At 55.3% G+C, this 12,062-nt stretch carries 9 protein-coding genes; 7 read left to right on the forward strand and 2 right to left on the reverse strand.

Annotated features, from left to right (window positions below; translation table 11 throughout):
* Positions 1 to 67: 67 nt before the first annotated feature.
* From ACWISF_RS09505 to mutS, 3 genes are read left to right on the forward strand one after another with little or no spacing between them, the layout of a single operon-like run.
* Positions 68 to 2,650, forward strand: a complete 2,583-nt coding sequence (locus tag ACWISF_RS09505) for a TIGR03960 family B12-binding radical SAM protein (RefSeq protein ID WP_448381346.1) — start codon at positions 68 to 70, stop codon at positions 2,648 to 2,650.
* On the forward strand, positions 2,650 to 4,017 hold the full coding sequence (mnmE, locus tag ACWISF_RS09510; RefSeq protein ID WP_448381347.1) for a tRNA uridine-5-carboxymethylaminomethyl(34) synthesis GTPase MnmE: 1,368 nt from the start codon (positions 2,650 to 2,652) through the stop codon (positions 4,015 to 4,017). The genes ACWISF_RS09505 and mnmE overlap by 1 nt, the downstream gene beginning before the upstream one ends.
* 49 nt (positions 4,018 to 4,066) lie before the next feature.
* The gene (mutS, locus tag ACWISF_RS09515) at positions 4,067 to 6,628 is read left to right on the forward strand and encodes a DNA mismatch repair protein MutS (protein ID WP_448381348.1); all 2,562 of its coding nucleotides are present in this window, start codon (positions 4,067 to 4,069) and stop codon (positions 6,626 to 6,628) included.
* Here the strand turns inward: mutS and ACWISF_RS09520 are convergent.
* Entirely contained in the window at positions 6,612 to 7,736 is a 1,125-nt protein-coding gene (locus ACWISF_RS09520) for a SpoIID/LytB domain-containing protein (RefSeq protein ID WP_448381349.1), read from the reverse strand. The two genes, mutS and ACWISF_RS09520, sit on opposite strands and share 17 nt — an antisense overlap.
* Positions 7,737 to 8,130: 394 nt before the next feature.
* Between ACWISF_RS09520 and ACWISF_RS09525 the strand changes: the two genes are divergently transcribed.
* Genes ACWISF_RS09525 through ACWISF_RS09535 form a run of 3 tightly spaced genes read left to right on the forward strand, consistent with a single transcriptional unit; the run spans position 8,131 to position 10,286 of the window.
* A complete protein-coding gene (locus ACWISF_RS09525; RefSeq protein ID WP_448381350.1) occupies positions 8,131 to 8,799 on the forward strand; it encodes a Uma2 family endonuclease in 669 nt (222 codons plus the stop codon).
* On the forward strand, positions 8,775 to 9,797 hold the full coding sequence (locus tag ACWISF_RS09530) for a carbohydrate kinase family protein (protein ID WP_448381351.1): 1,023 nt from the start codon (positions 8,775 to 8,777) through the stop codon (positions 9,795 to 9,797). The genes ACWISF_RS09525 and ACWISF_RS09530 overlap by 25 nt, the downstream gene beginning before the upstream one ends.
* A 48-nt stretch (positions 9,798 to 9,845) precedes the next feature.
* Positions 9,846 to 10,286, forward strand: coding sequence for a P pilus assembly/Cpx signaling pathway, periplasmic inhibitor/zinc-resistance associated protein (locus tag ACWISF_RS09535; protein WP_448381352.1), 441 nt, complete (start codon positions 9,846 to 9,848; stop codon positions 10,284 to 10,286).
* Positions 10,287 to 10,390: 104 nt separating this feature from the next.
* Here the strand turns inward: ACWISF_RS09535 and hpnH are convergent, their stop codons facing one another.
* Positions 10,391 to 11,413 (reverse strand): adenosyl-hopene transferase HpnH, encoded by a 1,023-nt coding sequence (hpnH, locus tag ACWISF_RS09540; protein WP_448381353.1) that lies wholly within the window; start codon positions 11,411 to 11,413, stop codon positions 10,391 to 10,393.
* A gap of 127 nt (positions 11,414 to 11,540) precedes the next feature.
* On the opposite strand from hpnH, the gene ACWISF_RS09545 reads away from it, so the two are divergent.
* On the forward strand, positions 11,541 to 12,062 hold a 522-nt coding region (locus ACWISF_RS09545; RefSeq protein ID WP_448381354.1), incomplete at its 3' end, for a Uma2 family endonuclease.

Genomic DNA, 12,062 nt, shown 5'->3' on the forward strand with positions numbered 1-12,062 from the left:
GAAGTTCAGGGTAGGAAACACGCCCACGACTACAGCGCGTAACATTGGGTTTTGTCGGGAATCAATTATGACCGTTCCTGTCACCTCGCTACTAACCCCTGAGATCAGCAAACCGGCCCGTTATTTGGGGCGAGAATTCGGGGCGGTACACAAGCCCTGGGAGCAGGCGCAGGTGCGGTGGGTGCTCAGCTATCCCGAACTCTACGAAGTGGGCGCCTCGAATTTGGGGCACATTATCCTCTACAACATCATCAACGCGCAGCCGGGACAATTGTGCGACCGCACCTATTTACCGGCCCCTGATTTTGCCGCCAAATTGCGGGCCACCCAGACGCCTTTATTTGCGGTCGAATCCCGCCGCAGCTTGAGGGAATTTGACCTCATTGGGTTTAGTTTGAGTTATGAGTTAGGGGCCACCAACATTTTGGAAATGTTGGATTTGGCGGGGATTCCCTTAACCGCTGGGGAGCGGCAACAGGCGAATTACTGCTACCCCCTGATTTTTGCGGGGGGGCCGACAGCCACAGGCAACCCGGAACCCTATGCGGAATTTTTTGATTTTGTCGCCATTGGGGACGGGGAGGAATTGCTGCCGGAAATCGGTTTGGTGGTGCAAGAGGGGAAAGCGGCGGGTTTGTCGCGGCAGGAATTGTTGCTGGATTTGGCGCAGATTCCGGGGGTGTATGTGCCGGAATTTTATGCCCCCCAACCGGATGGGTCGGTTGTGCCGCTGCGCCCGGATGTGCCCGCACGGATTGTGCGGCGGGTGGCGACTCCGATTCCGGCCTATGGGATTGGTCTGGTGCCCTACGTGGAAACCGTACATGACCGTTTGACGGTGGAAATTCGGCGGGGCTGCACGCGGGGCTGTCGGTTTTGCCAACCGGGGATGCTCACCCGTCCGGCGCGGGATGTGGCGCCCGAAACGGTGATGCAAACCATTGAGCAGGGCATGCGGGCGACGGGATTTAATGAATTTTCTCTGCTTTCTTTGAGTTGTTCTGATTATCTGGCGCTGCCGGCGGTGGGGTTAGAAATTAAGCGGCGCTTGCAGGACCAGCCAGTGAGTCTATCCTTGCCGAGCCAGCGGGTGGACCGGTTTGATGAACATATCGCCGAAATTGTGGGTGGGACGCGCAAAGGCGGGTTAACGTTTGCCCCGGAAGCAGGGACGCAACGGCTGCGTGATGTGATTAATAAAGGACTGACCAACGAGGAACTGTTGCGGGGGGTAAAAACTGCTTGGGAGCAGGGTTGGGAGCGGGTCAAATTGTATTTCATGATTGGGTTGCCCGGCGAAACCGATGCGGATGTGCTGGGCATTGCCGAGACGTTGAAATGGTTGCAACAGGAATGCCAAGGCAAAGGTCGCAAACCCCTGGGTTTTCATGTAACGATTTCCAATTTCACGCCCAAGCCCCACACACCTTTTCAATGGCATTCGGTGCCCACGGCGGAATTGGTTCGCAAACAGGAATTGCTCCAGCAAGCCTTTAAGTCCATTCGCTATCTCAAAGCCAACTTTACGGATGTGCGTATTTCGGCGATGGAGGATTTTTTGGGACGGGGGGATCGGTCCCTGGGCAAAGTGATTCGTCGGGCGTGGGAATTGGGCGCCGGTATGGATGCCTGGTGGGAATCCCTGGACCGGGCTTATGGGGCGTGGTCGCAAGCCATTCAGGAAGCGCAGCTTAGCTGGAAATATCGCACTTTGGAACAGGGGCAATGGTTTACTTCGGTACAAAGGGAGGTCTTATTAAACCAAAAACTGCCCTGGGATCACATTGATACCGGGATTGATAAAAAGTGGTTGGTCGAGGATTTGGAACGGGCATTGGCAGCCGCCACCGTACCGGATTGTTCCTTTGCCGAATGTTCCCACTGCGGGGTCTGTGGCCTCGATTTCGGGCACAATGTAGTCGTGCCGCCACCGCCTTTACCCCAGGGCAAGCTAACCATGCACATTCCCACGCAGCGGGTGCAACGTTTGCGGATTAAATTTGGCAAGCAGGGGGAAATGGCGCTATTGAGTCACTTGGATTTAATGCGTTTATTTGACCGAGCCATACGGCGCGCGAATCTCCCCATTGCCTACAGTGAGGGGTTTCATCCGAGCGCCCGGATCATGTTGGCCAATGCCCTACCGTTGGGGGCCACCAGTAGCGGGGAAATTATGGATGTGGAACTGCATCAGATCTGTGATCCCCAGGAGTTTCTGCGGCAATTGCAAGCGCAACTGCCTGCGGAGATTCCTCTGTATGACGTGAGGGAAGTGCCGGTGCAGAGTCCGGCCAATACGCAATTGCTGGTGGCCACCCAATATCGCTTGACGTTGGGCTGGGATGATGCGGCGGAAAAGCCCGCTTGGGAAACCTGGATCAACACCATTCTCCAGGGGGCGCAATGGTGGTGGGAAGGGCAGACCAAAAGTGGCAAAACCAAGCGGCTCAATTTGCGAGAAAAATTATCCGACCTGCAATTACTTGCCGCGGCAACCGACCAGGCAGAAATTCGCTATCGGGGTGTCTGGAGTCCCGATGGGCAATCCCTTCAGCCAGAGCATGTATTATTCCTGATGCAAACGGTGGCCGGTCGTGACCTGCACCTTAAGCATATTCATCGCGAAGCCTTAATTTTACGCACCGATTGATGTTGGATTTAGGGGATACGATTGCGGCGATTGCCACAGCAGTTGCCCCAGAACAGGGAAGCATTGCCATTGTGCGTTTGTCAGGAAAAGAGAGCGTCCCGATTGCCCGCCGTATCTTTCGGGCGCCCGGAAAACAACCCTGGGAAAGTCATCGCATTTTATACGGTTACATTCACACACCCGACGGTCAGATTCTCGATGAAGCGCTGCTATTGCTCATGCTGGCGCCCCGTTCTTACACCCGTGAAGATGTGGTGGAATTTCACTGCCACGGGGGGATTATTACGGTGCAAAAAGTCCTCCATTTATGCATTGAACAGGGAGCGCGTTTGGCACGGCCAGGGGAATTTACATTGAGGGCGGTGTTGCATGGCCGGTTGGATTTAACCCAGGCAGAAGCGATTGCGGATTTGGTGGGGGCCAAATCGGCGGCTCTAGCAACAAGCGCCCTCGCAGTTTTACAAGGGAAATTGGGGCAACAGATTCGGCAGTTACGCAGTCAATGTTTGGATGTATTGGCTGAACTAGAAGCGCGGATTGATTTCGATGAGGATTTGCCCCCCTTGGATGTTGCGTCCATGCAAAAACGCATTGCTGATGTTTTAGCCCAGGTCAATCAACTGTTAGGTACTGCGGAGCGGGGAGAACTTTTGCGCCGGGGTGTCAAAGTGGCCATTGTCGGTCGTCCCAATGTGGGCAAATCGAGTTTGTTAAATGCCTGGAGTCAAACCGACCGGGCGATTGTCACCGATTTACCAGGCACCACCAGAGATGTGGTGGATGCCTATTTGGTGGTGCAGGGCATCCCCGTAGAAATTCTGGATACCGCTGGCATTCGTGCCACCGATGACCCGGTTGAACAAATAGGCATTGAACGCTCCCGCAAGGTTATTCAACAAGCCGATGTGATTCTCCTGGTTGTTGATGCGTTGACCGGTTGGACGCCAGCAGATGCCGCCTTGTATCAAGAACTGGACCGTCAGCGCGTGATTGTTGTCGTCAATAAAGTGGATTTGGTGACGGAATTACCGCCGCTGCCTGGGGAAATGCAACCGGTGATTTACACCTCGGCAATGCACCAAACCGGCATTGACCAATTGGAAACTGCCTTGTTAAAGTTGGTGCAGGGGGGCACCGTGCAGCAAACCAATCTCACCTACACAATTAATCAGCGGCAAAAAACTGCCCTGATCCAGGCACAAAAAGCCTTAGAACATATGCAGATGACAATAGCTCAGGGATTACCGCTTGATTTTTGGACGATTGATTTACGCACGGCCATTTATGCCCTAGGGAGCATTACCGGGGAAGAAATTACTGAACCGATGCTGGATCGTATTTTTAGTAAGTTCTGCATTGGTAAATAGGTGGGGATGTTATAGATTATCAGGAAGGAGCGCGCCAGGAGGGATGGGGATGCTGGAAAATAGTGATTATCGCCAGGTTGACCGGGAACAACTGGTGGATATGCTACAGCATTATTGCCAAGTAAAAGACCAATACAGCCATGCTCTGTTGCTGTACCGGGTGGGAGATTTTTATGAGACCTTTTTCCAAGACGCAATTACCGTTGCTAGGGAGTTGGAACTGTATTTAACCAGCAAACATGGGGGTAAGGAAATTGGTAAAGTGCCGATGGCCGGTGTGCCCCAACACGCTTTGGAACGATATGTCAATCAACTGCTCAAAAAAGGGTATGCGGTTGCGATTTGTGACCAAACGGAAGAGGCAGCCATTGCGGAGCGGGAACGGCGGATGGTGCGGCGGGAAGTGACCCGCGTGTTTACCCCTGGAACGTTGCTAGAAGAATCCTTACTCCCGGCGCGGGAAAACAATTTTCTGGCAGCTTTGATCTTGCAGGGAGAACATTGGGGATTGGCCCATGCCGATATTTCTACCGGCGAATTTCGCTTGACGCAAGCCCAAGGAATAGAGCTATTAACCCAAGAGTTACTGCGCATTCAACCTGCAGAAATCGTCCTGCCAGTGGATCATCCCGATTTGGTCGGTTTGGTGCGGCCAGGGGAAAGCGAAGGGAAAATTCCTACGGGTTTGCCGACGCAATTTACCTACACCTTTCAACCCTGTCGGTTGTTTCAGATGGCCCAGGCGCGGCAGGTGATTTTGGAAACCTATGGCCTGAAATCCCTGGAGGGGTTGGGGTGTGAAGGGTTGCCGTTGGCGGTGCAAGCAGGCGGAGGATTGTTGGGCTATTTGGCGAGCCATCAGGGGCACTACCAATCGGGCTTGCAATTACCTCATACATACTTTGTCAGTGATTATATGCGCCTGGATGCCCAAACCCGCCGAAATTTGGAATTGACGCAAACGGTGCGCGAAGGGGCATTTCACGGGTCGCTCCTTTGGGCGATTGACCGGACGTTGACGGGGATGGGGGCGCGGCTGTTGCGGCGGTGGTTGTTGCAACCGTTGTTGGAAGCAGAGGCGATTGCGGCCCGTTTGGATACGGTGGCCGAACTGGTGCAGCAAGGGGGGTTGCGGCAACGGCTGCGGGAGCACATCAAACAAATTTATGACCTGGAACGGCTGCTGAGTCGGGTGCAGGCCGGAACGGCCAATGCCAGGGATTTGCTGGCCTTGGCGGATTCCTTGCTGGCTCTCAGTCGCCTGGCCCAAGTGCTGGACAATGTGACGTCTCCATACTTACGCAATCTGCAAACCGTACCGCCAGAACTGGAAGCTTTGGCCGAGCGGATACGGCAGTCTTTGGTGGAAACGCCGCCGGTGACCTTGACGGAAGGGGGGCTGATCCGGCCAGGGGTGGACGCGGAATTGGACCGCCTGCGGCAGACGTTGACAGAAGACCAAAACTGGATTGCCCAATTGGAAGTTACGGAAAAACGCCGCACCGGAATTCCGACGCTCAAGGTGGGGTTTAATAAGACGTTTGGGTATTACATCAGCATTACACGTGCTAAGAGCGAGCAGGCGCCAGAAAACTACATTCGCAAGCAAACGTTAACCAATGAGGAGCGCTATATTACGCCGGAACTGAAAGAGCGAGAAACACGGATTTTTACCCTACAAACGGAAATCAATCAACGGGAGTATGAATTGTTTTTGCAACTGCGGCAGGCGGTTTCCTTGCACGAAAAATTGATTCGTCCCCTGGCGCAAAAGGTGGCGGCGGTGGATGTGTTGGCGGGGTGGGCGGAGGTGGCGGTGATGTATGATTACCATCGCCCGGAATTGGTTGCCGGGCGGGAATTAACCATCATCCAGGGGCGGCATCCGGTGGTGGAACAGTTGTTACCGGCGGGGTGTTTTGTCCCTAACGATACCCATTTGGGCAAGGGCACGGATTTGATGATTTTAACCGGTCCCAATGCCAGCGGCAAAAGCTGTTATTTACGGCAGGTGGGCTTGATTCAACTCCTAGCACAAATCGGCAGTTTTGTGCCGGCAGCGGCGGCGCGGTTGAGTTTGTGTGACCGGATTTTTACGCGCGTCGGTGCCGTAGATGATCTGGCAATGGGGCAATCGACGTTTATGGTGGAAATGTGTGAGACGGCCAACATTTTGCATCATGCGACGGAGCGTTCCCTGGTGCTTTTGGATGAGATTGGGCGGGGGACGGCCACGTTTGATGGGTTGGCAATTGCCTGGTCGGTGGCGGAGTATTTGGCCTTTTATCTAAAATGTCGGGCGATTTTTGCCACCCATTACCACGAATTAAATCAGTTGGCCAATACTCTGGGAAATGTGGCGAATTATCAAGTGGTGGTGCAGGAATTGGCCGACCAAATTGTGTTTTTGCATCAGGTGCAGCCAGGGGGGGCAGACCGTTCCTATGGGATTGAGGTGGGGCGGTTGGCGGGGTTGCCGCCGGTGGTGATCAATCGGGCGCGGGAGATTATGCACCGCATCGCGCAACATTCTCAAATCACCTTGGGGTTCCGGCAAGGGGGCGATGGGCAGGGGGAGTTGCCCCTGTTTGCCCCTAACGCCAAGTCTTGATTTCGGTGCCTTGGTAGTAGTACTGCAGGATTTGTTGGTAGGTGTACCCCCGTTGGGCCAGGGCCAAGGCCCCCCACTGGCTCATGCCCAAGCCATGCCCAAACCCACGTCCCTCAAAGATAAACCCGCCGTTGGGGGCGTTTAGCGGGTCGGCGCTGGCCAGGTCATTGTGGGTGGGGGTGACTTGAAAGAGGGTGCTGTAGAGGTCGAGCAGACGGCGCAATTCCGCGCCGGTAAACACTTTCTCGCCGGTCGTGCCGGTCACCTGCATGTGTAGGATGCGTCCCTGGGGGGTGGTGCGTAGGGGGGTAAAGTGTTTAATTTGCCCCAGGCCAGGGAATAGGCGGCTAAGTTCTGCCTGGGTAAAGGTTTTTTGCCAACGGTACACCGGCGCTTCCTGGTCAAAATCGGGGACGCCCCGTAGGTAAGGGCGCGGCGTTGACCAAATATCCTCGACGTTTTCCGTGTGGCCCCCGGAGGCCGCATGATAGACCGCCTCGATAATTTGCCCCCGATAGGTCAGGACCTGGCCGGTGGTGGCGGTCACCGCTTCCCGCGTGCTTTCCGATTCCCGACTGTAACCCTTGTACGCCTGCCAGGTCACCGTGCGGCCCAGATCAAAATCCGGGTCGGCAGGACGACGCAGACGGAATAGGGCAAAGGAACGGGCGGCCACCGCTTGGGCTTTCAGGGCTTCCAGTGGCCAGTGGGGGTACATTTCCGACCCCACCACGCTGTAGAGGTATTTTTCTAGGGGGACGTGATTGACCGCCAACAGGCCGTCGGTACGGGCCACCAAGCGCAATCGCCCCCGATACCACTCATCGCTGATATAGACAAAACCCTGGTCGGTCGGGCGCACCCACAAATCCCGCCCCCGGAAGGTGTGTAGGGTAACCTGCCCCCCCTGCACCTGCGCCGTAAATCCCAACATGGGCGGCAGCGTCCCCAAAGAGCGCCCAGCGTTATCGGTGACTACTGCCGCCCCCGAAACCCCCACCCGCACGGTTTTGGCGCCCTGTTGAATGCTCACCCGCACTTCGGTAGCGGTGGCTGCGCCGCCTGCAAAGGTCAGCCCCGCCAGAAATACGCCTACCGTGGTTCGCACGCCAAGCAACCACATAGTGAAAACGCCGGCATCCCTCCTTCGGGCAATCTCGTCAAGAGTATAACAGGATTCTGGGAACCCGGCTATCTTAGCTGGGCGTTGGCCAACAACAAACAGAAATAGGACATGGCTAAATCCAGACATAGCAATACCTATGCAATTCCAGAACAGAAATTCTGTGGCCTTCCAGCCAAGGGCAGAACCCCCATACCTCTTCGTTCCGTGCTCATCGAGGATTGTGCTAGATGCACCTGGGGATTCCCTCGCTGGTCAACCGCAATTTCTCCACAGCAACGTTAGCAAAAGAATTGCCCAAAAAACGAATAGAGTTTCCCCACCCCCTGGGATACAATGACACCCAAGCAAGCAGCACATTCATCCTAAGAATTGCCCGATGGTTTCCTCGCCCACCCCGATGATTCCCCCCCTCGAAAGCGGCGACCATCTGTCCCAGGCGGAATTTGAACGCCGTTACCAGGCCATGCCCCCGGAAACCCACGCCCAATTGATTGAGGGAGTGGTGTACATGGCTTCTCCTTGGCGCCTTAAAAGTCATGGCGAACCGCCCGGCGATATGATTGGTTGGCTGTGGAATTATAAAGTAGCGACACCGGGGGTGATTTTGGCCATTGCCCCCACCGTGCGGCTGGACCCGGACAATGAACCCCAGCCAGAGGCGGTGCTGTTTGTCCCCGGTCGGCAGGCCACCATCAGCAACGACGACGTTATCGCGGGCGCGCCGGAGTTGATTGTGGCAATTGCCGCCAGCAGCGCCGCCATTGATTTATATGAGAAAAAATCAGCCTACGCGCGCAATGGGGTGCAGGAATACCTGGTCTGGCGCACCTTGGAGCAAACTCTGGACCGGTTCTGCTGGGTCGCGGGGGAATATCAGACGCACATGCCCGCTGCGGATGGTGTGCTACGCAGTCAGGTGTTTCCGGGGCTGTGGCTCGACCCGGTAGCGCTGGTGCAGGGAGACCTCGCACGCGTCTTGGCCGTGTTACAACAGGGCCTGCATACCTCTGCCCATCGGGAATGGCTCCAGCAACTCAACCCCTGACCCGCAGGGACACCCCGGCGGTTGTCTGTTTTGGTCTTGCCCTGTGGGATGCCCTTGCCGATGCCGTTGGCTTGCCCCCTGCCCAGGTCGGTAGCTGGACACCCTACGCCGGGGGAGCTGGGCTGAATGTTGCCTGTGGGTTGGGCGCGTTGGGTGTATCGAGCGCCCTGATTGCCGCCATCGGTCAGGATAGCTGGGGAGAACAATTACTCCAGGTCTTGCAGCGCCATCAGGTGTGTACGGATTATGTGCAACAATACCCCTATCCGACGCGGGTGGTGGCCGTGACGCGCAACCTCGCAGGTGAACGGGAATTTGCCGGATTTTTGCCCCCGGATGGTTTAGATTTTGCCGATGCTCATGTCACCTTCGTCGAACCGCATTTCACTCCCCAGTGGGTGTACATCGAAGCCCTGATGTTGGCTTTTCCGACGGCCCGCACCACCTGTTGGCAACTGCTTGCTTGGGCATCTGCCCACGGCATCAAGACCCTGGTGGATGTGAATTGGCGACCCATTTTCTGGGCCGATGAACGTTTGGCGCAAGCCCTGACCCGCGCGTTACTCCAACAGGCAACCGCAGTGAAATTGACCAGCGAAGAAGCCCAATGGTTGTTTGGCACCTGCGATGTGGAGCATGTGCACCAGCAATGCCCACAGGTGACCTATATTTTGGTAACCCAAGGCGCCCAGGGCTGTACCTACCGGATGGCGGAACATCGCGGTTATTGCCCTGCCTTTGCCGTCAATACCGTAGATACAACCGGGGCGGGGGATGCGTTTGTGGCCGGGTGGCTCCAGCAGTGGGTCACGCACGGAGAAACGCTCATGGGTGATGCCCAGCGACTGCATCAAGCGATCCGTTGGGCAAGTGCTGTGGCCGCTTTATCCACCACTGCTCCCGGCGCGATTACCTATGCCCCAACTGTCGCAGCAGTGCAGGCCTTTTTGGACGCCCCGGCTGAACCCGCTGCAGCGCCACCCCGTCTAAAAGGATGAATCGTCTGGCAGATGGCATACCCGTCACCGCTCCCAGAAGGAACACTCATGTTCAGGAACATCCCGATAAAACTGCTGCTTATTCCCACGCTTGTCGGTTTGATATTTGCCACCCCCCTGCCTGCCCAGGCAGAAGGGGAACAGGCGCCCTTGACCCACCGCCAAGCCCGGCTTGCAGACTTGAACCTTACCCCGGAGCAACAGCAACAGATTCGCCAAATTCGGCAAAACGCCCGCGCCCAAATCCAACAGGTGCTAACCCCACAACAGCGGCAACAACTCAGCCAATTGCGGAACCAGGACCCCAAACAACGGCGCGCTGCGATGAAACAACTCAACCTCACCGAAGCACAAAAAGCCCAAATTCGGCAAATCCGCGCCCAGACCCGCCAGCAGATCGAAGCGATTCTCACCCCAGAGCAACGGCAACAGCTCGCAGCCTGGCGGCAACAACGGCAAAAGTGGCGGGGTCAGCCCACCAATCCCTAACCCCCTAACGACCGAGTAAGTACAAACAATTAGTTCACCTTGGGCAAAATGCTGATGCTCCTTTGCCCAAGAAACTTTCTCCGATTCGGGCAAGAACCTATCCCCTAGCGACCAATGCCCAAGACCGTCGCCAGCGAGCGGGCCGCATTCCCCGGTTCCATCGCATCCATGGCCGCCGTCGGTTCATAACCGCAGTGCACCATACAGTCGCGACATTTGGGGTTACCGCTGGCATGGCCGTACTTTTCCCATGCAGTCGTCTCCAGCAATTCCTGATAGCTCTGGCAATGGCCTTCATTGAGCAAATAACAGGGTCTTTGCCAGCCCAAAACACTGTAACTCGGCATCCCCCAAGGCGTGCATTCGTAGTCCTTTTCACCCACGAGAAAATCCAGAAAGAGCGGATTATGGTTGAAATTCCACTTGGTTTGGCCTTTGCGGTAAGGGGCCATGATTTCTCGGAATAATGCCCGCGTCTGCTCCCGTTTTAAGAAATGCTCCTGATCCGGCGCCCATTCGTAGCTGTAACCGGGGGAAACCATCATGCCATCCACCCCCAATTCCGTGAGAAAATCAAATAATTCTTGAATTTCTTCCGGTTTTGTACCCTCAAAAACCGTGGTATTGGTCGTCACCCGAAATCCCGCTTTTTTCGCCGCTTTAATGGCACTAATAGCAATATCAAAAACCCCTTTGCGATTCACAGATTTATCGTGCAATTCACGCATGCCATCCAAATGCACACTGAAGGAAAAATAGGGAGATGGGGTAAACTTATGCAAATTTTTTTCTAACAAAATCCCGTTCGTGCAGAGATACACAAATTTGCGCCGCGCCACCAAACCGGCCACAATTTCATCAATTTGGGGATGCAACAGGGGTTCCCCACCGGGAATGGCCACCACCGGCGCACCACATTCTTCAACCGCCCGAAAACACTCTTCCGGGGTGAGATGGCGTTTTAAGACCTCCGGTGGATGTTGAATTTTACCACAGCCAGAACAGGCCAAATTGCATCGAAATAGGGGTTCCAACATCAATGTCAGGGCAAAACGTTTGCGCCCTAGCATCCGCTGGGTCACCAAATACTTACCCACTTCCAGCGCTTGCAACCAATGAATCCCCATTCAACCCACTCCTCAAAAGACCACAGGGTAACGCCATTGTAACGTTCTCACCCCTGTCACTGTAAAGGATTTCCCCAAGCCTAGCAAGTCGCCAGTTAAAATTCGGATACGGTTAGCCCAGAAACCCATGCAGACAGCCCTCCCCATCCACCTACCCTCGCCTTTTCGTTGTACGCCGGAGCAGTTTGTGGAACTGGTCAAGGCGAATCCCGAATTGCGTTGGGAATTGACGGCGCAGGGTGAGGTTATCGTCATGCCACCAACAGGTAGTGAAACGGGAAGCTATAACTCTGAACTGATGATTAATTTGGGTATTTGGAACCGGCAAAGCCGATTAGGAAAAGTGTTTGATTCTTCGACGGGATTTCGGTTACCGAATGGGGCGATTCGTTCACCGGATGTGGCGTGGGTTGCCAAGGAACGGTGGACCCAGTTATCTCCAGAACAACGGCGCACGTTTGCACCTATTTGCCCTGATTTTGTCGTGGAATTGGTATCGCCCACTGATGATGTGAATACCTTGGCAGCGAAAATGCAGGAGTACCTCGAGAATGGCTGTCGCTTGGGCTGGTTGATTGACCCCCAAAAACGCCAGGTCACCATTTATCGCCCGCAGGTTGCCCCCGAAATTGTTAGCTTTGCCGTGCCC

The organism is Gloeomargarita sp., assembly GCF_053491055.1.

Excerpts from the sequence above, each read along its gene's own strand:
- ACWISF_RS09535 (WP_448381352.1), top strand. The coding sequence starts at position 9,846 with ATGTTCAGGAACATCCCGATAAAACTGCTGCTTATTCCCACGCTTGTC.
- mutS (WP_448381348.1), top strand. The coding sequence starts at position 4,067 with ATGCTGGAAAATAGTGATTATCGCCAGGTTGACCGGGAACAACTGGTG.
- ACWISF_RS09530 (WP_448381351.1), top strand. The coding sequence starts at position 8,775 with ATGGCTCCAGCAACTCAACCCCTGACCCGCAGGGACACCCCGGCGGTT.
- ACWISF_RS09525 (WP_448381350.1), top strand. The coding sequence starts at position 8,131 with ATGGTTTCCTCGCCCACCCCGATGATTCCCCCCCTCGAAAGCGGCGAC.
- hpnH (WP_448381353.1), bottom strand. The coding sequence starts at position 11,413 with ATGGGGATTCATTGGTTGCAAGCGCTGGAAGTGGGTAAGTATTTGGTG.
- ACWISF_RS09505 (WP_448381346.1), top strand. The coding sequence starts at position 68 with ATGACCGTTCCTGTCACCTCGCTACTAACCCCTGAGATCAGCAAACCG.
- mnmE (WP_448381347.1), top strand. The coding sequence starts at position 2,650 with ATGTTGGATTTAGGGGATACGATTGCGGCGATTGCCACAGCAGTTGCC.